This window comes from Actinocrinis sp., from assembly GCF_035653575.1.
Lineage (GTDB): Bacteria > Actinomycetota > Actinomycetes > Streptomycetales > Catenulisporaceae > Actinocrinis.
Window position 1 is genome coordinate 14,950 of the sequence record NZ_DASRBQ010000066.1, and the last position, 20,306, is coordinate 35,255.

Below are 20,306 nucleotides of genomic sequence, written 5' to 3' on the forward strand. Positions count from 1 at the left end.
TATGCCGGCGCCGAGTGCACCGCGAGATCCGCACCGTCGTCAGCTGAGCACTGATTCACCTCTTCGTGCCCCGAGGGCTTGACACGATGCCGCGGCAAAGACCTATTGTGCTATGCAACTAGATGAATAGAGGTCACGGTGATCGAGTTCCATCTGGACCCGCGCTCCGGCGTCGCCCCGTACCTGCAGATCGTCCAGCAGGTACGCCAGGCGCTGCTGCTCGGCCTGCTGTCCGAGGGCGACCAGCTGCCCACGGTCAAGCAGGTCGTGGCGAAGGTCGCGATCAACCCGAACACCGTGCTCAAGGCCTACCGCGACCTCGAACGCGAAGGACTGGTCGCCGCGAAACCCGGGGTCGGGACCTTCGTCACCAGGACCCTGGGGCAGGACTCGCTCACCGAACACGAACCGCTGCGCAACGACTTGGCCGGGTGGTTGAAGCGGGCCCGCGCCGCCGGTCTGACCGAGGCGGCGATCGAGGCCCTGTTCACCAGCACGTTCCGCGCCACCGCCGAAGAGGAGAGATGACCGCGATTCTGGAAGCCCACGCGCTGGGCATGCAGTACGGTCGGCGCCGAGCGCTCACCGACTGCACCTTGAACATCCCGCCCGGACACGTGGTCGGCCTGGTCGGGCCGAACGGTGCCGGAAAGTCCACGCTGCTCAAGCTCGCCTGCGGGCTGCTGACCCCGACGTCGGGAAGCATCACCGTGCTCGGCGAGACGCCTGGTTCCGGGCGTGAGCAACTCGCCCGCGTCGGCTTCCTCGCCCAGGACGCCCCGGTGTATCCGCACCTGTCCGTCGCCGACCATCTGCGGCTCGGCGCCCACCTCAACCCGCGCTGGGACCAGGGCTTCGCAGAACAGCGCGTCGCCCAGCTCGGTCTGGATCCGGCACAGAAGGCCGGGAAGCTCTCCGGCGGCCAGCGCGCCCAGCTAGCGCTGACCGTGGCGGCGGGCAAGCGACCGGAGCTGCTCCTGCTCGACGAACCGGTCGCCAGCCTCGACCCGCTCGCCCGCCGCGAATTCCTCAAGCACCTCATGGAGTCCGTCGCGGACAACGACACCAGCGTCATCCTCTCCTCGCACCTGATCTCGGATCTGGAGCGGGTCTGCGACTACCTGATCGTGCTCGTCTCCTCCCGGGTGCGCCTGGCCGGCGAGGCCGACGAAGTGACCGCCGCGCATCACCGGATCGTGTGCACTCGGCGCGAACCCGACGCGCTTCCGGCCGGACTCCACGTGATCTCCGCGGAGCACACCGACCGGCAAAGCACCTTCGTCGTGCGCAGCGACACCCCGCTTCCGGCCGGGGACTGGGCCGCGGAACCCCTCGGCATGGAAGACCTGGTGCTGACCTATATGGAAAACGCCGAGGCGAGCCCCCGGCCGGTGACGCGGGACGCGGAGGTCGCCCGATGATCTGGCTGACCTGGCGTCAATTCCGCACGCAGACCCTCTTGGCCGCCGCTCTCCTCGCCGCGGCCGCCGTCTATCTGCTGATCACCGGGACGCAGCTGCGGCATTCCTACAGCGCGGACCTGCTCAGCTGTCAGACGCAGAGTTCGCAGTACACCTGCGCCGGCCTGCTCAACGGGCTGCAGACCCAGTACAACGGCCCGCTCGATCTGCTCGAGCTGTTGGTGATGGCCACGCCGGCCCTGGTCGGGATCTTCTGGGGCGCCCCGCTCATCGCGGCGGAACTCGAGCGCGGCACCCACTACATGGTCTGGAACCAGTCGGTGACCCGCGGCCGCTGGCTCGCGGTCAAGCTGGCCGCGATCGCGCTGGCGTCCATCGTGACCGCGGGTGTGATCAGCCTTCTGATGACCTGGTGGGCCAGCCCACTCGACACCATGTCCGGCAACCGGTTCGGCACTCAGGCGTTCAACGCGCGCAACGTCGTACCGCTCGGCTACGCCGTCTTCGCCTTCGTGCTCGGGGTCACCCTCGGGCTGGTGATCCGGCGCACCTTGCCCGCGATGGCCGCGACTCTCGCGGTCTTCATCGCCGTCCAGTTCCTCGTGACCATCGTGGTCCGCCCGAATGTGATGCCCTCGACCACCATCACCATGCCGATCAACCAGACCACGATGAGCCAGGCCGCTCGATTCGACCGTTCCCAGGCGGTCACCGGACCGGTGACCATCGACCTGCCGACGCCGGCCGGCTCCTGGGGTCTGTCCGAATCCCCCGCGCTCAACAGCGCCGGCCAGCCGATCCCGACCAGCGAGGTGCTGACCTGCTGGAACCAGATGATCAGCCGAGGCCCGTTGGTGATCAAGGGTGGTAACAAGCCCTTCGGGCCCCTCGGCGCCTGTCTCGCACCGCTCAACCTGCACGTCGATGTCAGCTACCTGCCGGCCGACCGCTACTGGCCGTTGCAGTGGATCGAAACCGCGCTCTATGTCGCCCTCGCCGCGCTGCTGGCAGCGTTCTGCTTCCGACGCATCCGACGATCCAGCTGAGGGAGTAAGGACAAGAATCGGCGGAGCGCCACCGCGTGTGCGCTCCGCCGATTCCTATACGTCGATTCCTATGCGCTGAGCCGTTCCTGTACGAGGTCTGCATCCGCCTCGGCGTAGAAGTGCGTCCACAGCGTGCGGTAACCAATCTGGTGGTTGACTTGCGCCATCCACTTGTTGTCCGCAGCCGTCTGCGTTGAGACGTACTCCAACTCCGGCCGCTCGCGCACCAGGCGCCGCATCATCGCAGCCTTCATCGCTCGCCCGAGTCCACGGCCGCGGTGCGCGGCGAGCACCGCTGTATCGCCCTGCTGGGCGTGCTTCGGGCGGCTCTCGGAGGTGAAGAGCTCGGTGATGCCGGCTACCGCCCCCGTCGCTTCGTGGATCGCTACGACAATGCGTTGCTCTGCGCCCTTCGCGGCTACCTCGGCTTCATCCTCACGCACCCGCTCCGGGCTCCACCGCGGATCCTCAAAGGTCATCTCACCGGTCGGCGCATCGCTGATCGCCCGTCGGGCCGCCGCGTAGGACTCGATCACGTCCTCGGGTGTCGGGCCGATCCAGTCCCGCAGCTGATAGCCAGGCGGTACCGGCACATCCCACAGCGCCGGATCAGTCTCCGCTATCTGCAGATCCTGCACAATGTATCCGTGTACGGGCTCGAAGCCGAACCGCTTGCTCCACGGCAGGCCTGGACCGCCCTCGCGCAACTGCCCGCCCATCAAGCGCGTTCGGCCAGCCTCGCGGGCTTGGGCCACGAGCAAACGCAGCGTCTGCTCGCCGAGCCCCTGGCGCCGCAACTGGGGATGCACGCGCACGTCGAGCGGCGCCAGCTCCGTGTTCTCCGCTTGCGGTAGCCGGATGACGCCGATCGCCGCGAGCCGCCCGTCTTCCAGCCGCCCCAGCCAATACGCGGCCGGTTCGGTACCGAGGTGCGCGCTGCGCAACTGCTCTTCGATCCCCGCACGCGGCGTCGGGGGCCACTCCGGCCGGTCAACCGCGTGCACGGCGGCGAAGAACTCGGTGGCGTCCGAGACATCCTGTTCGGTGAGGTGTTCCGGATCAAGCCTGGTGAACTGCACGACTCAGGTCCCTTCGCTGCGGCCGGGTCGGGGTCAGCCTTCCCGATCAGTCAGCGCCGCGCATCCGGTTTTTCGCCGAGACCTGATGTCGGAGTTGAACGAGACGGGCGGGAAGAGCGGTCAACTCTGGGCCATGTCCACGAAGCGGGAGTAGTGGCCCTGGAAGGCGACGGTGATCGTGGCAGTGGGACCGTTACGGTGCTTGGCGACGATCAGGTCGGCCTCGCCGGCGCGCGGGGACTCGCGCTCGTAGGCGTCCTCGCGGTGCAGCAGGATGACCACGTCGGCGTCCTGCTCGAGGGAGCCGGACTCACGCAGGTCGGACATCATCGGGCGCTTGTCCGTGCGCTGCTCGGGGCCTCGGTTGAGCTGGGCGATCGCGATGACCGGCAGCTCCAGCTCCTTGGCCAGCAGCTTGAGCGCCCGGGACATCTCGGAGACCTCCTGCTGGCGGCTCTCCGGGCGGCGCGAGCCCCCGGAGGACATCAGCTGGAGGTAGTCGACGATCACCAGGCGCAGATCGTGCCGCTGCTTGAGCCTTCGGCACTTGGCCCGGATCTCCATCATCGACATGTTCGGCGAGTCGTCGATGAACAGCGGGGCCGCCGAGACCTCGCCCATCCTGCGCGCCAGGCGGGCCCAGTCGTCGTCGGTCATCGTGCCGGAGCGCATGTGGTGCAGGGCGACGCGCGCTTCCGCGGACAGCAGGCGCATGGTGATCTCGTTGCGGCCCATTTCCAGGCTGAAGATCACACTGGTCAGGCCGTTGCGGATCGAGCAGGAGCGGGCCAGGTCGAGGCCCAGGGTGCTCTTACCGATGGCGGGACGAGCCGCGATGATGATCATCTGGCCGGGGTGCAGGCCGTTGGTGAGCTGATCGAGATCCGTGAAGCCGGTGGGGACGCCGGTCATCTGGCCGGAGCGGTTGGAGATCGACTCGATCTCGTCGAGCGCGCCCTCCATGACGTCGGCGAGCGGGGCGTAGTCCTCGCCCGCGCGCTGCTCGGTGACGCCGTAGATCTCGGCCTGGGCCCGATTGACGATCTCGTCGAGGTCCGCGCCGTCGGTGGCGTAGCCCATCTGTGTGATGCGGGTGCCGGCCTCGACCAGGCGGCGCAGGATGGCCCGCTCCCGCACGATCACCGCGTAGTAGCCGGCGTTCGCCGCGGTGGGGACCGAGGACATCAGGGTGTGCAGATACGGCGCGCCGCCGACCCTGGCCAGCTCCCCGCGCTTGGTCAGCTCCGCCGAGACGGTGACCGCGTCGGCCGGCTCGCCCCGGCCGTAGAGGTCGAGGATCGAGTCGAAGATCAGCTCATGGGCCGGCTTGTAGAAGTCGCGGCCCTTGATGACGTCGATGACGTCCGCGATCGCGTCCTTCGAGAGCAACATGCCGCCCAGCACGCCCTGCTCGGCCGCGAGGTCCTGAGGCGGAGTGCGATCGTACGACGAGCGCCCGCCACCACCGGCGTAGCCGGACGGGCCGGGGTCGATCGGGCCCTCGTCCGGCGGCTCTGGAACGCCGTCCGGTCCGTTGAAGGCGGACACTGGGTGGCTCGCCTCCTCGGATCGGTCGTGGCGGGTTGTCTACGGTACGGGCGAGGTAGCTCGGCTGGCGAGCGACACGTCCACAGGGACTGTGGATAACCTGGGGATAACTGCGCCGTTCCTGTTGAAAACCGGGGCTCTTCCTGTGCGTATGCGGTGGACAACCAGCTGTGGACACCGGTGCCGCGGAACCGGCTCGCCCCGTGAGGTGCGGTGGTCCGCCAAGCGTTTGTCCACCGTCTGTGGAAGAAAAAAATGTCGGGTGCCGCCTCTCCGCGGAGGGGCGGCACCCGACACCGTGTCGGTACCGGCGTGACGCGGCGCGGCCGAGCCGAGGCTCAGGCCGCGACGATCGTCAGGCCGATGGTGGCCGCGACCTCGGGGTGCAGCCGGACGGAGACCTTGTGGCTGCCGACCGTCTTGATCGGCGTGGTGATCTCGATCTTCCGCTTGTCCAGCGCCGGGCCGCCCGCCTTCGACACCGCGGTGGCGATGTCGGCGACGGTGACCGCGCCGAAGAGCCGGCCCGAGTTGCCGGCGCGGCTGGAGAGCCGCACGTTGAGCGCCTCGATCTCGGCCTTCAGCTCCTGGGCGTGGCCCAGGTCGCGCACCTCGCGCGCCTTGCGGGCCTTGCGGATGGTCTCGATCTGCTTCTCCGCGCCCTTGCTCCACGCGATCGCGAAACCGCGCGGCAGCAGGTAGTTGCGGCCGTAGCCGTCCTTGACCTCCACCACGTCGCCGGGGGCGCCGAGGTTGGAGACCTCGTGCGTGAGGATGAGCTTCATCGTTGTTCCGCCCTTCCTCAGCGCGCGGTGCTGGTGTACGGCAGCAGCGCCATCTCGCGGCTGTTCTTCACGGCCGTGGCGACGTCACGCTGGTGCTGGGTGCAGTTGCCGGTCACCCGACGGGCACGGATCTTGCCGCGGTCGGAGATGTACTTGCGCAGCAGGTTCGTGTCCTTGTAGTCGACGGACGTGACCTTGTCCTTGCAAAAAGCGCAAACCTTCTTCTTGGGCTTGCGCACGGGGGGCTTAGCCATGATCGCTCTCTTAATTCCCTGCGTTACGAAGATTTAGAAGGGGGGCTCGTCCGAGTAGCCGCCGCCCCAGCCGCCGCCGGAGCCTCCACCGGAGGCCCACGGGTCGTCCTGGGGAGCGGAACCGCCGGACGGAGCACCGCCACCGCTGCCGCCACCGGGGCCACCGCCCCAGCCGCCGCCGCGCGAGTCCCCAACGCCGCCGAACCCGCCGCCGCCACCGCGGGACGCCTTGGTGACCTTCGCCGTCGCGTACTTCAGCGACGGGCCGACCTCCTCGACATCCAGCTCGACCACGGTGCGCTTCTCGCCCTCGCGGGTCTCATAGGAGCGCTGCCGCAGCCTGCCCTGCACGACCACGCGCATGCCCTTCGTCAGGCTCTCGGCCACGTTCTCCGCGGCCTGGCGCCAGATCGAGCAGCGCAGGAACAGCGCGTCGCCGTCCTTCCACTCGTTGGTGGCCCGGTCGAAGGTGCGCGGGGTCGAGGCGACGGTGAAGCTGGCCACCGCCGCACCGCTCGGGGTGAAGCGCAGCTCGGGGTCGTCGGTCAGGTTCCCGACGACGGTGATGACGGTCTCGCCTGCCATGGGGTTCTACTCGCCTTTCGGGCTAGCTGTCTGCGGGGCTCGCCGCCCCGACGGTGACAAGCCCGGCGCAGCTCGGTGTCGGAGCAACACTTACCGCTGGTCGGGTCGGATGACCTTGGTCCGCAGCACACCCTCGTTGAGGTTGAGCTGGCGGTCGAACTCCTTCACCACCGAGGGCTCGGCGTTCAGGTTGATGACGGCGTAGATGCCCTCGGACACCTTCTTGCCGCCCTTCTTGATCTCGTAGGCGAGCCGGCGACGGCCCCAGATGTCGGTCTTCTCGACCGTGCCGCCGTTGGTGCGGATCACGTTCAGGAAGTTCTCCACCGACGGAGCGATCTGACGCTCTTCGAGGTCCGGGTCGAGGATGACCATGACTTCGTAATGACGCATGCGGAAACCCACCTCCTATGGACTCAAGACGGCCGCGGACTTTCCGCGACAGGAGGGTGATGCGTCGGGCTGTGCTCAGGTGCGTGCACAGACCGGGTTCGGGCAAGTCTACCCGGATGCCGTTGGACCCTTGAAATCGACGGGTATCGCACCGATGGTGACAGTGGAAGGGGTGCCATCTCACTGAGCGTGCGGTGGCGCGCCCACCCCGCTCACCCACCGGAAACGGCAGGTCCGCACCAGGCAGGAAGGAGTTACCGATGGCCCGCACGATCTCCCCGGAGCAAGCCCACCGGCACCACCTGGCGTTCACGCTCAACACCGACGGGGTACGGCACCCGCTGGAGAACACCGGAAGTCTGCTGACCGCCATCCTCGGCGTTGTCGCCCTGGTCTGCGCCTTCTTCCCCTCTATGCACCTGGTCGCCTCGTGGGCCGGTCTGGCCGGCATGGGCACCGGCCTGTGGGCCCAGATGATCTCGGCGACGACGGCCGAGCGCTTCGTGAACATCACCGGTCTCGTCCTCTCCGGGATCGGGCTTCTCTTTGGTCTCGCTCACGGTGGACTCTACTGACGACCACTGACAGCGACGGCTGTCCGCGGCCGGCAGTACGGTTGCCCTCATGGTGAACATGAGCCCGCGGCCGCGCGTCGGCTGCACCGTCGACCCCGCCGACCCGCTCGGCGCCGCGGCCGCGCGCGGCGCCGAGGCGATCCAGATCCTGCTGGGCGACCCGCAGAGCTGGACCAAGCCGGCCACGCTTTACCCGGATGGCGCTGCGGCGCTCAAGCAGGCGGTGAAGGACGCCGGGCTGGCGCTGTACGTACACGCCCCCTACGTGATCAACGTGGCCTCGGCGAACAACCGGATCAGGATTCCCAGCCGCAAGCTGCTCCAGCAGACCCTGGACGCCGCGGCCGAGGTCGGTGCCCTCGGTGTCGTGGTGCACGGCGGGCACACCACCAAGAACGACGACCCGGCGGTCGGCTTCGACAACTGGCGCAAAGCGGTCGAGGGGCTGGATCTCTCCTGCCGGCTGTTCATCGAGAACACCGCGGGCGGGGACCACGCGGTGGCCCGGCGGCTCGAGTCGATCGCCAAGCTCTGGGACGCGCTCGAGGGGCACGACATCGGCTTCTGCCTGGACACCTGCCACGCCTTCGCCGGCGGCGAGCCGCTGGAGACCGTGGTGGACAAGGTCGTCGGCATCACCGGGCGGATCGACCTGGTGCACGCCAACGACTCACAGGGCGGCCTGGACTCCGGCCGCGACCGGCACGCCAACTTCGGCGACGGCGCCATCCACCTGGACGACCTGGCCGTGGCGGTACGCGCGGCGGCCGCGGTCGGCGCCGATTTCGTGTGTGAAACGCCCGGTGACGCGGCCGCACAAGCCGCGGATATCGCCTGGATCCGGGAAAGGCTAGCCAAGCCGGAGTAACCTGCTTCGGCGTGGCACTACTCTACGCAAGCAGATCATCACGTAAAGCGACCGGCGGTCTGGTGATTCGACCTCTCGGGCGCGACGAGCATCTGGAGTTTGTGCACAGCCGAAGCGATGGCGGCAGTGGGCTGTCGTTCTTGCAGTGCCCCTCATGGGGGGCGGTGAAGAGCGGCTGGCGGTGCGAGTCGCTGGGCTGGTTTCGAGGCAGCGAGCTGGTCGGCGCCGGTCTGGTGCTGTACCGCTCGCTGCCGCGCATCGGGCGGTCTCTGGCCTACTTGCCCGAGGGGCCGATGATCGACTGGTTCGGCGAACGGACCGGTATCGCGCTTGAGGACTGGCTGAAGCCACTCGTTGGTGCGTTGCGCCAGCGCGGTGCGTTCAGCGTCAAGCTCGGCCCCAAGGTCGTCGCGCGTACCTGGTCGGCAGCGACGGTCAAGCAGGCGATGGCGGATAGGGCGTACAGGCGTCTGGGTGACGTCCCGGCTGATCGGATCGACGAGCGCGCTGACGAGCTGTCACATCGGCTGCGCTCGCTCGGATGGCGGCGCACGCAGCAGGGTGGCGACGGCTTCTCCGACTTCCAGCCTCGCTACCTGTTCCGGCTGCCGCTCACGGGACGCGACCAGCAGCAGGTCAGCGCCGGGTTCAGCCAGCAGTGGCGCCGCAACATCCGGCTTGCCGAGCGAGCCGGGGTGCGCGTGGAGCGCGTCGATGAAGCCGGTCTGCCGGAGTTTCACCGCCTCTATGCGGAGACCGCGGTGCGCGACCGGTTCACGCCCAGGCCGCTGGAGTACTTCCAGCGCATGTTCGACGCCATAAACGCAGAGGACCCGGAACGCATCCGGCTGTACGTCGCACGACGCGGTGACCAACCGCTGGCCGCGGCGACGATGGTGCGTGTGGGGTCGTACGCCTGGTACAGCTACGGCGCATCGGCCAACGAGGGTCGCGAACACCGGCCCTCTAACGCGTTGCAGTGGCGGATGATCGAGGACTGCCTTGCCGACGGCATGAACGTCTACGACCTGCGCGGCATCAGCGACACCCTCGACCCTGCGCATCACCTGCACGGTCTGCTGCGCTTCAAGGTGGGGCTCGGCGGCGAGGCGGTCGAATACCTCGGCGAGTGGGATTACCCGATCAACCCGCTGCTGCATCGGGCGTTCCAGCTTTACCTGGCTCGGCGTTGACATGCCTCTCACGTTGTACGTCGATCGCGGAGCCTGGCGCCACCATCAGATGTGCGTGGCCGAGGCGGAGCCCGACCTGGTCCCGGTGGCCAAGGGCAACGGCTACGGCTTCACCGTCCCGGTGCTCGCCCGCGCCGCCGCCGGCCTCGGAGTGGACCAGTTGGCGGTCGGCACCGCGGACGAGGCGGCCTCCGTGCTCGGCTGCTTCTCCGGCGACGTGATCATCCTCGACCCCTACTTGGACAGGGCCGAGCCATCGCTGTCCGATGGTCGGATCGTCCGCACGGCCGCCTCGCTGGACGCGGTACGCAAGCTCGCCGGGCACCGGATGATCATCGACTGTCGCAGCTCCCTGCGTCGGCAGGGCCTCTCCGCCGCCGACCTGCCGCTGGCCGCGCAGGCGCTCGGCGGCCAGCAGGTCGACGGGTTCTCGCTGCACCTGCCGCTCGACCGGCCCGCCTCGGCCGATCCGGCCGCCGAGACCGTCTCCTGGGTCAAGGCCCTGACCGAGGCCGGATTCAGCGTGCGGACGATATACGTCAGCCATCTGAGCCGCGCGGAGATCGCCGGATTGGAGCGCGCCTGCCCCGGCACGCGGTTCCGGCCGCGGATCGGGACCCAGCTCTGGCTCGGCGACCCGAATGCCGTCGAGGCCCGCGCGACCGTGCTCGACACCTTCCCGGTACAGCGCGGCGACCGAATCGGCTACCGGCAGACGCGGTCCCGGCAGGACGGCTGGGTCGTCGTGGTCAGCGGCGGAACGGTACAGGGCGTCGGGCTCGAGGCACCGCGCACACTGCGCGGCCTGGCGCCGCGGGCGAAGGAACTGCTGCGCTCCGGGCTCGCGGCGGTGAACCGGACCCGCTCGCCGTTCAGCTGGCAGGGCCGGAAGCAGTGGTTCGCCGAGCCTCCGCACATGCTGGTCTCGATGCTCTATCTGCCCCGGCAGGTGGAGCCGCCGGAACCGGGCACCGAGCTGCCCGCCGAGCTGCGGCACACCTCCACGCACTTCGACCAGGTCATCATGCGCTGAGGTGGCCGCGGGCAGCCGGCCGCGGGTCGGGTCAGGCCGGGTTCTGCGGCGGGGTGCTGCGGGCGCTCTCGTCGCCGGCTTCCTCGCCGAGGTCGACCACCTCGATGGCGCCTGCCTGCTCGGCTCCGGGCTCTGACGCCGCTTCCTCGCTGCTCGCGGCGGTGCCCTTGTCCTCGCGCTCGCCGTCACCGCGACCATCGCCGTCCTCGGCCGTGGACGCGTCCACCCGAGCCTGAGCTGGGAGGGTGGCAGGCGCGAACGGATCGCGGAACCCGTACACGTCCGGAGCCCCGTCGAGCACGCCGCCGCCGGGATCGTCGAAGCCGCCGGCCCGGATCGGATCGCGCCGGTTGTCGAAGATGTCGCGGATCACCTGCACCACGAAGAACAAGGTGCCGCCGATGTGGATCGCGATAGCGAAGTCGTAGCCTCCTTCAGGCAGGCCTCGGTTCGCGTCGTTGCTGACGGTGATCAAGTACAGCCAAATCGCGCCGTAGTAGATCACCTCGCAGGCCTGCCAGATCAGGAAGTCGCGCCAGCGCGGCCTGGCCAGCACGGCCAGCGGGATGAGCCAGAGCACGTACTGCGGCGAGTACACCTTGTTGAACAGGATGAACGCCGCCGCGGCGAGGAAGGCGATCTGCGCGACCCGGGGACGGTTCCTGGCCAGCCAGGCGATCAGCCCGATGCCGACACAGGAGACCGCGAGCAGCACCGCGAAAAGCGTGTTGATCTGGTTGGAGTTGAACGGCATGTGCAGCGGGCTGTACTCCAGGAACAGCCAGAGGGAACCCCAGTCGGCGCCGCGGTTCTCGTTGAACGTGTAGAAGTAGACCCACGAGTGCCAGTTCTCGATCATGAACGGCAGGTTCACCGCGAGCCAGGACCCAACCGCGCCGGCCAGGCACAGCGCCCAGGCCTTCATCTTCCCGGCCCGCCAGCACAGCAGCACCAGCGCCACCAGCAGCAGCGCCGGATAGAGCTTCGCCGCGGTGCCGAGGCCGATGAAGATCCCGGCCACGATCGGCTTGCTGCGCGCCCAGGCCAGCAGCGCGACGGCGGCCAGGCCCACCGCGATCAGGTCCCAGTTGATCGTGCCGTTCAGCATCAGCCCCGGCGCGATCGCGAACATCGCGGCGTCCCAGGGGCGTGGACCGGACACCCCGATCAGCGCCACCACCGTGATCGCGGCGAAGGCCAGCAGGAACCAGGTGGTGAACACGTAGAACCAGCGGCCCTGGTTGTTCGAGTCACCCGGAACGTGCCTGGCCAACAGCGCCGCGGTCTCCATCGCGGCGCCGGTGATCACCGGGTACTCGAGATAGTCGTTCGAGTTGGTGGAGTAGTAGGCCACCTGGTTCTGCGAGAAGCCGCGGCCCTGGTACATGAACGGGATGTCGGTGTAGCACATGTGCGTGTACTGCTGGTTCCCGCCGCCGGTCCACGCCGCGTTGAAGCAGGGCTCGCGCATGCCGATGCCCACCGCGGTGGACAGCAGGGTCAGCACGAGCAGCAGGAAGGCCATGGTGGCCCGGCTGCGCGGCAGACGCGCTCGCCGACCGATCACGCCGCCGAAGCCGTCCACGGCCAGGTTCGCCACGGGGTCGTCCAGACTCGGCGCGGTGACCACGAACGTCTTCGGGCGCGCCTCGCGCTCCGGTGCGCGCGGTGGCTCGGGAGCTTCGTCGACTTCGGCAGGGCTGACGGTCATGCGCGTAACCATAGCGAGCGACGCAAGGGCTGGTGCGGTGGCATGGCGGGTCTGTGGCTGGATGGTTGCGGTACGTGGCTCTGACGCGGGGTTATCGGCGCGAATACCACCCTAGGGTGTCGCTCCGTCGTGAAAGCGCCAGCGCGATAGCCGGCCGCATCTCTTTAGACCGCATTTCCTCAGGCAGCGCATCTCGCCGCAAAAGCCGGGTGGCCCCGCGATCCGAAGACCGCGGGGCCACCCGAGCGCTCTCGGTGCCGGGATCCACCCGGCTAACCGTGTTTACCGGATCTCGACGGCGACGGTGTCGCGCTGGGGCTCGGTGTCGAGCCTCCGCCGCCGCCACCGTTACCGCCACAGCCACCGGTGAGCCCGCCGAGGAAGCCGGCCTGGCAGGTCGAGCTGCTGCTCGGGCTCGGGGACGCCGACGCGGAGGAGGACGGCTGCCCGTTGCCCCCGTTGCCCGGGGTGCTGGCCGAGGCCGACGGCGAGGCGCTGGCGGCCGGACTGTTCGAGATCGTCATGTTCGCGGTGTTCGGCATCGGGAACGCCGGATCGCCGACGAACTTCGAATGCGTGCCCTGCATCAGCTTCATGAACTCGGCCCAGATCGGCATCGAGACCGAGGCACCGAAGGAGAACCCGTTGCCGTTGATGTTGTCCACCGGCGCCTGCACCTGGACGCTCTTGCCGGTCTTCGGGTCCTTCTCGGTGACCCAGCGGGACACCGCGACCGCCGTCTCCAGCTTCGAGGTGTACCCGTTGAACCACACCGCGGCGGTGCTGAAGTGGCCGTTCTCGGTCTTGCTGTAGATGTCCGGGTAGTTCTTCTGGAGCGTGTTCATGTCCATCGTCGACGTACCGGTCTTGCCGGCGATGTTCTGCATGCCGCTGTAGGTCTGCGCGCCGTAAGCGGTGCCGTCCGAGTCGTCCGTCACATGGGTCAGGGTCTGCGTGACCGTCTCGGCGATGTTCGGGTCGAGCACCTGCTTCGGCTTGTTGTCCGGCTTCCAGTCGAAGCCGGTGCTGGCGTTCTTGATCTCCTTGACCTCGATCAGCGGGTACTGCGCGCCGTTGTTCGCGAACGCGCTGTACGCCGAGGCCATGCGCGCCGGACTGACCGCGGAGATACCCAGGGTGAGTCGGGCGTCAGCGCGCAGACCCTGCGCGTTGGCGTTCGTGATGCCGAGGTTGTTGACCGTCTGCAGCACGTCCTTGTACGTCAGCTGGTTGGCCAAGCGGACGAACGCGGTGTTCACTGACTCGGCGGTCGCCTTGGTGATGGTGATCATGCCGTGCGAGCCGTCGTCGTTCGACACCGTCGGGTCGTCCTTGTTGGCGTTGTACTCGGTCGGGTTGTTCTTGTCCGGCCAAGGCGAATCGCCGTTGATATAGCTGTCCGGCGAGATGTTCTGCTGGAACGCGGTCGCCAGCGTGAACGCCTTGAACGTGGAACCCGGCTGCACCTGACCCTGGGTCGCCCAGTTGAACTGGCTGGTCCCGCCGTAGAAGGCGACCAGCTCACCGGTCGACGGGTCCACCGCGGCCAGCGCCGGATACAGGTTCTGGTCGTACCAGTTCTTGCTGTTCAGCTTCGACAGCAGCTGGTCCTGCACCGCCTGCTTCGCCAGGTCCATGTAGTGCTGGTTGAAGGTGGTGACGATGGTGTAGCCGCCGTTGCCGGACTCTATCTGGTTCATGTCCGGCAGCCCGCTGTTCGGGTTGGCCGCCGCGTAGGCGTCGATCCAGTTCGAGACCGCCTGCTTCATCTGCTGCTGCTCGACGGTCTCCGAGGTGTCGCTCTGCGCCACCACGGCCGGGAACTTGGCGACCGCGGCGTCGTAGTCGGACTGCTTGATCAGACCGTAGTCCAGCATGTTCTTGAGCACCGCGGACCAGCGCGCCTTGAGCTGGCCCTGCCAGTACGTCTGGGTCGCCTGGTCCACCGAGGAGTCGTAGCCCTTGCTGAAGTTGGTGGGCTGATTCACCAGGGCGGCGAGGAAAGCGGCGTCGGACGGATCAGTGATCTGCGTCACGTCCTTGCCGAGCCAGGCCTTGGCCGCCGCCTCGATGCCGTAGGAGTTGCGGCCGAAGAAGACGGTGTTCAGGTACTCCTGCATCACCCGGTCCTTGGACCAGGTGTGCCCGATCTTCAGCGCTATGAAGATCTCGTCGATCTTCCGGCTGAAGGTCTGGTTCTGGGTCAGGTAGGCGTTCTTCGCGAACTGCTGGGTCAGCGTCGAACCACCCTGCAGCGGCTTGCCCTCCACGTCGTTGATGAACGAGCGGATCATGCCGGTGTAAGAGATGCCGGGGTTGGTGCGGAAGGTCTTGTCCTCGGCGGCGATGATCGCGTTCTGCATCGTCATCGGGATGTCGCTTATGTTGACGTCTTTGCGGTTCGTGGCGCCGAGCTTCGCGAACGTGGTGCTCGCGTCGTCGTAGGTGAAGTTCGTGATCTGCGCCTGGGACGCCAGCGACTCGGCCGTCGGGATCTGCACCGTCGCGTACTCGAACGCGATAAGGCCGATGATCATGAAGAATCCGGCGAGCATGAACGAGCACACCTGCTTGATCGACGGCACCCAGTGCCGCCAGCCGTCCTTGCCGGTGCGCGGGTAGTCGAAGTAGCGGTGATAACCGGTCTTCTTCGCCGGGCGGGTGCTCGCGCGCCCGCCGTTGCGGCCGGCTCCGTTGCGGGTCGGCCGGCCGTCGATGGGGCTCGGCCCGTAGCGGGTCGAGCGCTCCTGGCCCGGAGCGTACTCGGTGGGCGCGTCGGTGCCCTTGCGTGCGGCGCGGCGCTCTTCCAGCCGACTGCGGCGCGGGGGCGTGCCTACTGCTTCGTCGCTGACGCTCGTCGGTTGATCTGGGAAACCGGGCATCTGCCGGGTGCCGCCCGAGGCGCTGTCCCCGTATACAACCTCGCCCTGGATCGCGCCCTGCCTACCGCGTCGGGCGCCCGTGTATGAGGTAGGGGAGGACTGCCCGTAACCGCGCGAGCCGCCGCCTCCCCCTCCATAGCCGCGATCCGCTCCGTCGTCGCCGGACTGTCCGTAGCCGCGGGCGCCGCCTCCGGCGCCCGCTGAGCCGCCGCCCACGCCGCCCGACGCTCCGTAACCTCGGTCGCCATAGCCGCGCGGCTCCGAACCGGACGACTGCCCGTATCCGGCGCCGGCGCCGTAACCAGACTGTGCATCTTGGCTGGAGTAGGCACCGCCGCCCGAGCCGTTGGCCTCGCCGCCGTCCGCCCCATAGCCGCGTCTGCCGCCCCCATAGGACCGCGAACCGCCTCGGGGTGCGTCACCGCGCCCGTACTCGTGATCTCCGCCCATAGCCGCGTCTGCTCCCTGTGCCTGTTGCCTGGCCTTCCCCAGAAGGACGAAAGCCTTTCCGGGGGCGGTTCCCCGCGCCCAAACGACACGATTGGCAAGCAGAGTACGCCGACTCCCCAAGCCGCCTGAAGCCAGGTGATCACTTTCCGGGTGTTCGCGGCTAATGTCCGTAAGCCGGATGAAACGACAGTATTCGCACACCTGTCGCGCGGCGGACTTGTCAGCCGCGCCGCCACGGATCTATCGTGTCGATGTATCGAACCGATACATCGGTAAGAGTGGTCTTCACCGTATGGACACGCAAGGTACCGGCTGTGTCCCACGGGTGGAAGGCCCGCGGACGCCCGATCCAACGCCGGATCGGCCCGCTTACGACCAGGAGGCCTGATGGCGAAGCGCTCCGGAGTGCTGGAGTTCGCCGTCCTCGGCCTGCTGCACGAGTCGCCGATGCACGGATACGAGCTGCGCAAGCGGCTCAACGTCCTGCTCGGTTCGCTGCGTGTGTTCTCCTACGGCTCGCTCTACCCGTGCCTCAAGGAGCTGGTCGCGCGCGGCTGGCTCGTCGAGGACGCGGACGCCGAGCCGGCTCCGCGCCGTGCCACTGCCAAGAGCACCGCCGCCAAGGCCGCCGCGCGGAGCGACACCGGACAGGGCGCCGCGCCGCGCCGTTCGAAGATCGTCTACCGGCTGACCCCAGACGGCGAGGAGCGGTTCAAGCAACTGCTCTCCGACGCGGGCCCATCAGCCTGGGAAGACGAGAACTTCGGCGTGCACTTCGCGTTCTTCGGCCGTACCGACGCCGCCGTCCGACTGCGCATCCTGGAAGGGCGCCGCTCCCGTCTCGAGGAGCGCCTCGACCTGTTCCGCCAGTCGGTGATCCGCACCAGGGAGCGGCTCGACCGCTACACCCTCGAGGCGCAACGGCACGGCCTCGAATCGGTGGAGCGCGAGGTGCGGTGGCTCAACGAGCTGATCAAGACAGAGCACGACCAGCAGGTGGGCCCGCAGCTGGGCCCGCCGGCCGGCTGAACCGCCCGCGCGCGGTCCGCCGGAAGTCCCACGATCGAGGGCGCGAACAACCCCCGCCCACCGAGAGATCGACTATCAAGAAGGAGCAACACCGCATGGGTTCCGTTCGCGTAGCCATCGTGGGCGTGGGCAACTGCGCCTCTTCCCTCGTGCAGGGCGTCGAGTACTACAAGGACGCCGACCCCGCCACCAGGGTCCCCGGCCTGATGCACGTTCAGTTCGGCGACTACCACGTGCGCGACATCGAGTTCGTGGCCGCGTTCGACGTCGACGCCAAGAAGGTCGGCCAGGACCTCGCGCACGCCATCAACGCCTCCGAGAACAACACGATCAAGATCGCCGACGTGGCGCCCACCGGCGTGATCGTGCAGCGCGGCCACACCCTGGACGGCCTGGGCAAGTACTACCAGCAGACCATCGATGAGTCGCCGGAGGAGCCGGTCGACGTCGTGCAGGCGCTCAAGGACGCCCGCGCCGATGTGCTGGTCTGCTACCTGCCGGTCGGTTCCGAGCAGGCTGCCAAGTTCTACGCCCAGTGCGCCATCGACGCGAAGGTCGCCTTCGTCAACGCGCTGCCGGTGTTCATCGCGGGCACCAAGGAGTGGGCCGACAAGTTCACCGCGGCGGGCGTCCCGATCGTCGGCGACGACATCAAGTCCCAGGTCGGCGCGACCATCACGCACCGGGTGCTGGCCAAGCTGTTCGAGGACCGCGGCGTGGTGCTCGACCGCACCATGCAGCTGAACGTCGGCGGCAACATGGACTTCATGAACATGCTCGAGCGCGAGCGGCTCGAGTCCAAGAAGATCTCCAAGACCCAGGCGGTCACCTCGCAGCTCTCGCACGACATCGGCAAGGGCAACGTGCACATCGGCCCGTCCGACTACGTCTCCTGGCTCGACGACCGCAAGTGGGCGTACGTGCGCCTCGAGGGCCGCGCGTTCGGCGACGTGCCGCTGAACCTGGAGTACAAGCTGGAGGTCTGGGACTCGCCGAACTCGGCGGGCGTCATCATCGACGCGCTGCGCTGCGCGAAGATCGCCCAGGACCGCGGCATCGGCGGCCCGATCCTGTCGGCCTCCTCGTACTTCATGAAGTCCCCGCCGGTGCAGTACTTCGACGACGAGGCCCGCGACGCGGTGGAGAAGTTCATCCGCGGCGAGGTCGAGCGCTGAGGCAGGCGTAGGCACACAGTCGGGCAGCCGCGCGACGACGAGCCGCCGGCGTGCGACGTAGCCGAGGCGTCAGCGCTCGGTGAGATGAGTGTCCTCGACGGCGCGACATGCGACCGGGCCGGTAGGCTCGATCGCATGTCGCGCAAGCTGTTGTGGGGGATCGTCGCCGGGGTGCTCCTGGTGGCCGGCTACCTCTACTGGGTGGACCAGGGCCGCGGCCACTTCGCGGCGGTCGGCGACTGCGTGGCCAATCCGAAGTCCGGCCAGCTGGTCCACGTCTCCTGCGGCAGCGCCGGCGCGCTGCGGGTGCTGGCGAAGTTCTCCGGCGACGACTCGAACCAGTGCGACGCGGTCGACGGCACCACGCAGGCGTTCGTGGAGTATCCAAAGGGCGCCGCGGCTTTCGTGTTGTGCACCGGCACGGCGAATGGCGCGGCGAAGAAGTAATCGCTCATGAGACACTGAGCGCCACGGCGGCCCGCCTCGACGAAGGCCGCCGCGAGGAGGGCTTGCATAGCGGCCTAATGCACCGGTCTTGAAAACCACGGTTTGCCAAATTCGGGCATGACCGATCCTGCGACCAGGGTGTCTGGCGACCTGCCGGTTTCCCACAAGAGCGCTGATGACAGCCGTGCGCGAGAGCTTCCGCGCACGGCTGTCGTGTCTCACGTCGTATCGGCCCGATTCATGATCGGTCACTCATCGTGGGCCGACTGTGGGCCAGCGTCCGGGTCGTCTCCGTAGGCTGACAGACCCTCGTCGATGCGGCCATTCGCTACCTCGTCTTCGCCATCGAGGCATCCGGCGTAGACCTTGAGCAGGACGGCCACGCCGTGCCCGGCGCGGCGGGCAACGACGGTCGGCGAGACGCCGGAGTTGAGCCACAGGGACACGCCGCCGTGGCGAAGGTCGTACGGCCTAGCCGCGAGCGGGGAGGCGGCCTGCGCGGCTGTGAGAGCTTCCTGGCGAACCTGGCGCCAGATGCTCGGATACTCCCCGCTGGATAGGTCGCCGCCGCGCGCGCCACGGAACAACCGGCCGTCCGCTGCGATGCCGTGGGCGTCGATGTGCGCGCGCAGAATGCCAACCAGTTCGGGAGGGATCGGAACAGCTCGCACGGCGTTGCGTGAACGCTTCTTCAGCTCGCGGTGGTCGTGCGTGCCGCCGTCGTCGGTCCACGCGGTTCCCGCGTACGGCGACGACCCCTGAAGGTCCAGACGACCCCATCCGTTGTCCGGCAAGTAGCAGTCGACCAGCCGGAGCCGGGCGGCTTCTGAGGGGCGCATCGCGGCGAAGTAGAGGCAGGCGAAGAACGCCGACAGGTGGCGTCCGCGTTCGCTGTGCTTTGAGACTGCTTTGAGCAGTGCTCGGACCTGGGTCGGGTTGGCGACCACGCGCCGGTCAACTTCCTCGGCAGTTTCGGGCGGTGTCCACTGGACCTTATCGATTGGGTTGGCCGCGAGTAGGTCCAGTTCTACGGCGTAACCGAGCGCGTTGTAGAACACACTGCGCTTACGTCGGACCGTGTTCGCAGCGGCAGCTTTCCCGTCCTGCTTCAGCGAGAGCGCATTGAGCGCCTGCCGGATTACGCGCGTCTCGGTCAGGCTGGGCACAGAAAGCGAAGTCTTGGCGACCCAACGCAGGATTTCCGCCACATCTTTCGGCCAGTCCGCTTCGGGCTTATTCGGCATGAACGCCCAGTAATAGAGCGCGTTGTGAATGGTCTTGGCGTCGGGGCGGTTCGCGTCCTCGGCCAGTAAAGCGGGCATGACCGTAGAAAGCGCGTCAACGAGCGAACTGCGGTTCTTTGCTGAGGCGGTCGGCCACTTCATCGCGATGTATGCGCGGAAGTGCTCATAGCAGGTGACTGGCTTGGTCTCGACCCACGATGCGGGCTCGCCGGTCATGGTGTCGAATTCCTCGCCTGCGCGGGCGGCGGCCATCAGCTTTGCGCGGTAGTTGTCGGCGAGCAGCCGGGTAACGAATGACTTCGACTTGGACGTGCCGCCGACATTCCAACGCACTTCGAATGGGCGGGTGCGGCCGTCGCGCTTGCGGATTTTGTAGAACCGTACGTCGTATGTCTTGCTCATGAAAGCTCCTAGACAAAGGAAACGGCCCGACCGCTTAAAGCGGTCGGGCCATGGCGGATGGCGTGAATTAGGCGGCGGCGTGGGTTCGTTCGGCGAGGAAACGGTCAACAGCCGAGCGCCACACGCGTACGCCGCCGCCGGGCAGCGTGACGCACTCGGGGGCCTGGTTCAGGGCGCGCCACCGGT

At 67.9% G+C, this 20,306-nt stretch carries 19 protein-coding genes; 10 read left to right on the forward strand and 9 right to left on the reverse strand.

Features of this window, described 5'->3' with window-relative positions; genetic code table 11:
* Window positions 1-138: 138 nt before the first annotated feature.
* The 3 genes from VFA06_RS09420 to VFA06_RS09430 are packed head-to-tail and all read left to right on the forward strand — an operon-like array spanning window position 139 to window position 2,467.
* Window positions 139-528 carry a GntR family transcriptional regulator gene (locus tag VFA06_RS09420; RefSeq protein WP_324840066.1) on the forward strand — a complete coding sequence of 130 codons (390 nt, stop codon included), beginning with the start codon at window positions 139-141 and terminating at the stop codon, window positions 526-528.
* Window positions 525-1,421, forward strand: a complete 897-nt coding sequence (locus tag VFA06_RS09425; protein WP_324840067.1) for an ABC transporter ATP-binding protein — start codon at window positions 525-527, stop codon at window positions 1,419-1,421. Before VFA06_RS09420 ends, VFA06_RS09425 begins: the two co-directional genes overlap by 4 nt.
* Window positions 1,418-2,467 carry an ABC transporter permease subunit gene (locus tag VFA06_RS09430; protein WP_324840068.1) on the forward strand — a complete coding sequence of 350 codons (1,050 nt, stop codon included), beginning with the start codon at window positions 1,418-1,420 and terminating at the stop codon, window positions 2,465-2,467. The genes VFA06_RS09425 and VFA06_RS09430 overlap by 4 nt, the downstream gene beginning before the upstream one ends.
* Before the next feature lie 68 nt (window positions 2,468-2,535).
* Here the strand turns inward: VFA06_RS09430 and VFA06_RS09435 are convergent, their stop codons facing one another.
* From VFA06_RS09435 to rpsF, 6 genes are all read right to left on the reverse strand, one after another.
* Window positions 2,536-3,546, reverse strand: a complete 1,011-nt coding sequence (locus tag VFA06_RS09435) for a GNAT family N-acetyltransferase (RefSeq protein WP_324840069.1) — start codon at window positions 3,544-3,546, stop codon at window positions 2,536-2,538.
* Between the two features lie 120 nt (window positions 3,547-3,666).
* On the reverse strand, window positions 3,667-5,040 hold the full coding sequence (gene dnaB / locus VFA06_RS09440; protein WP_349260129.1) for a replicative DNA helicase: 1,374 nt from the start codon (window positions 5,038-5,040) through the stop codon (window positions 3,667-3,669).
* 392 nt (window positions 5,041-5,432) lie between these two features.
* On the reverse strand, window positions 5,433-5,879 hold the full coding sequence (gene rplI / locus VFA06_RS09445) for a 50S ribosomal protein L9 (protein ID WP_324840071.1): 447 nt from the start codon (window positions 5,877-5,879) through the stop codon (window positions 5,433-5,435).
* Window positions 5,880-5,896: 17 nt separating this feature from the next.
* Window positions 5,897-6,133 (reverse strand): 30S ribosomal protein S18, encoded by a 237-nt coding sequence (rpsR, locus tag VFA06_RS09450; RefSeq protein ID WP_211469144.1) that lies wholly within the window; start codon window positions 6,131-6,133, stop codon window positions 5,897-5,899.
* A 33-nt stretch (window positions 6,134-6,166) separates the two neighbouring features.
* On the reverse strand, window positions 6,167-6,718 hold the full coding sequence (locus tag VFA06_RS09455) for a single-stranded DNA-binding protein (RefSeq protein WP_324840072.1): 552 nt from the start codon (window positions 6,716-6,718) through the stop codon (window positions 6,167-6,169).
* 90 nt (window positions 6,719-6,808) lie between these two features.
* Window positions 6,809-7,111, reverse strand: a complete 303-nt coding sequence (gene rpsF / locus VFA06_RS09460) for a 30S ribosomal protein S6 (RefSeq protein ID WP_324840073.1) — start codon at window positions 7,109-7,111, stop codon at window positions 6,809-6,811.
* 260 nt (window positions 7,112-7,371) lie between these two features.
* Between rpsF and VFA06_RS09465 the strand changes: the two genes are divergently transcribed.
* From VFA06_RS09465 to VFA06_RS09480, 4 genes are read left to right on the forward strand one after another with little or no spacing between them, the layout of a single operon-like run.
* A complete protein-coding gene (locus VFA06_RS09465) occupies window positions 7,372-7,686 on the forward strand; it encodes a hypothetical protein (protein ID WP_324840074.1) in 315 nt (104 codons plus the stop codon).
* Window positions 7,687-7,735: 49 nt separating this feature from the next.
* Window positions 7,736-8,554 carry a deoxyribonuclease IV gene (locus tag VFA06_RS09470; RefSeq protein ID WP_324840075.1) on the forward strand — a complete coding sequence of 273 codons (819 nt, stop codon included), beginning with the start codon at window positions 7,736-7,738 and terminating at the stop codon, window positions 8,552-8,554.
* Window positions 8,555-8,613: 59 nt separating this feature from the next.
* Complete coding sequence (locus VFA06_RS09475; RefSeq protein ID WP_349260131.1) at window positions 8,614-9,747, forward strand: lipid II:glycine glycyltransferase FemX; 1,134 nt, start codon at window positions 8,614-8,616, stop codon at window positions 9,745-9,747.
* A gap of 1 nt (window position 9,748) precedes the next feature.
* Window positions 9,749-10,780: an alanine racemase gene (locus tag VFA06_RS09480; RefSeq protein ID WP_324840076.1), complete on the forward strand. Its 1,032-nt coding sequence runs from the start codon at window positions 9,749-9,751 to the stop codon at window positions 10,778-10,780.
* A 31-nt stretch (window positions 10,781-10,811) separates the two neighbouring features.
* On the opposite strand, the gene VFA06_RS09485 is transcribed toward VFA06_RS09480, so the two are convergent.
* Window positions 10,812-12,491 carry a glycosyltransferase family 87 protein gene (locus VFA06_RS09485; protein ID WP_324840077.1) on the reverse strand — a complete coding sequence of 560 codons (1,680 nt, stop codon included), beginning with the start codon at window positions 12,489-12,491 and terminating at the stop codon, window positions 10,812-10,814.
* A 272-nt stretch (window positions 12,492-12,763) separates the two neighbouring features.
* Window positions 12,764-15,589 (reverse strand): transglycosylase domain-containing protein, encoded by a 2,826-nt coding sequence (locus tag VFA06_RS09490; protein ID WP_324840078.1) that lies wholly within the window; start codon window positions 15,587-15,589, stop codon window positions 12,764-12,766.
* Window positions 15,590-16,210: 621 nt separating this feature from the next.
* Here VFA06_RS09490 and VFA06_RS09495 point away from each other — a divergent pair.
* From VFA06_RS09495 to VFA06_RS09505, 3 genes are all read left to right on the forward strand, one after another.
* A complete protein-coding gene (locus tag VFA06_RS09495) occupies window positions 16,211-16,852 on the forward strand; it encodes a PadR family transcriptional regulator (protein ID WP_324840079.1) in 642 nt (213 codons plus the stop codon).
* A gap of 95 nt (window positions 16,853-16,947) precedes the next feature.
* Window positions 16,948-18,027: an inositol-3-phosphate synthase gene (locus VFA06_RS09500; RefSeq protein ID WP_324840080.1), complete on the forward strand. Its 1,080-nt coding sequence runs from the start codon at window positions 16,948-16,950 to the stop codon at window positions 18,025-18,027.
* 135 nt (window positions 18,028-18,162) lie between these two features.
* Window positions 18,163-18,474 (forward strand): hypothetical protein, encoded by a 312-nt coding sequence (locus VFA06_RS09505; RefSeq protein ID WP_324840081.1) that lies wholly within the window; start codon window positions 18,163-18,165, stop codon window positions 18,472-18,474.
* A 248-nt stretch (window positions 18,475-18,722) separates the two neighbouring features.
* Here the strand turns inward: VFA06_RS09505 and VFA06_RS09510 are convergent, their stop codons facing one another.
* The gene (locus tag VFA06_RS09510; RefSeq protein WP_324840082.1) at window positions 18,723-20,120 is read right to left on the reverse strand and encodes a tyrosine-type recombinase/integrase; all 1,398 of its coding nucleotides are present in this window, start codon (window positions 20,118-20,120) and stop codon (window positions 18,723-18,725) included.
* Between the last annotated feature and the right edge of the window lie 186 nt (window positions 20,121-20,306).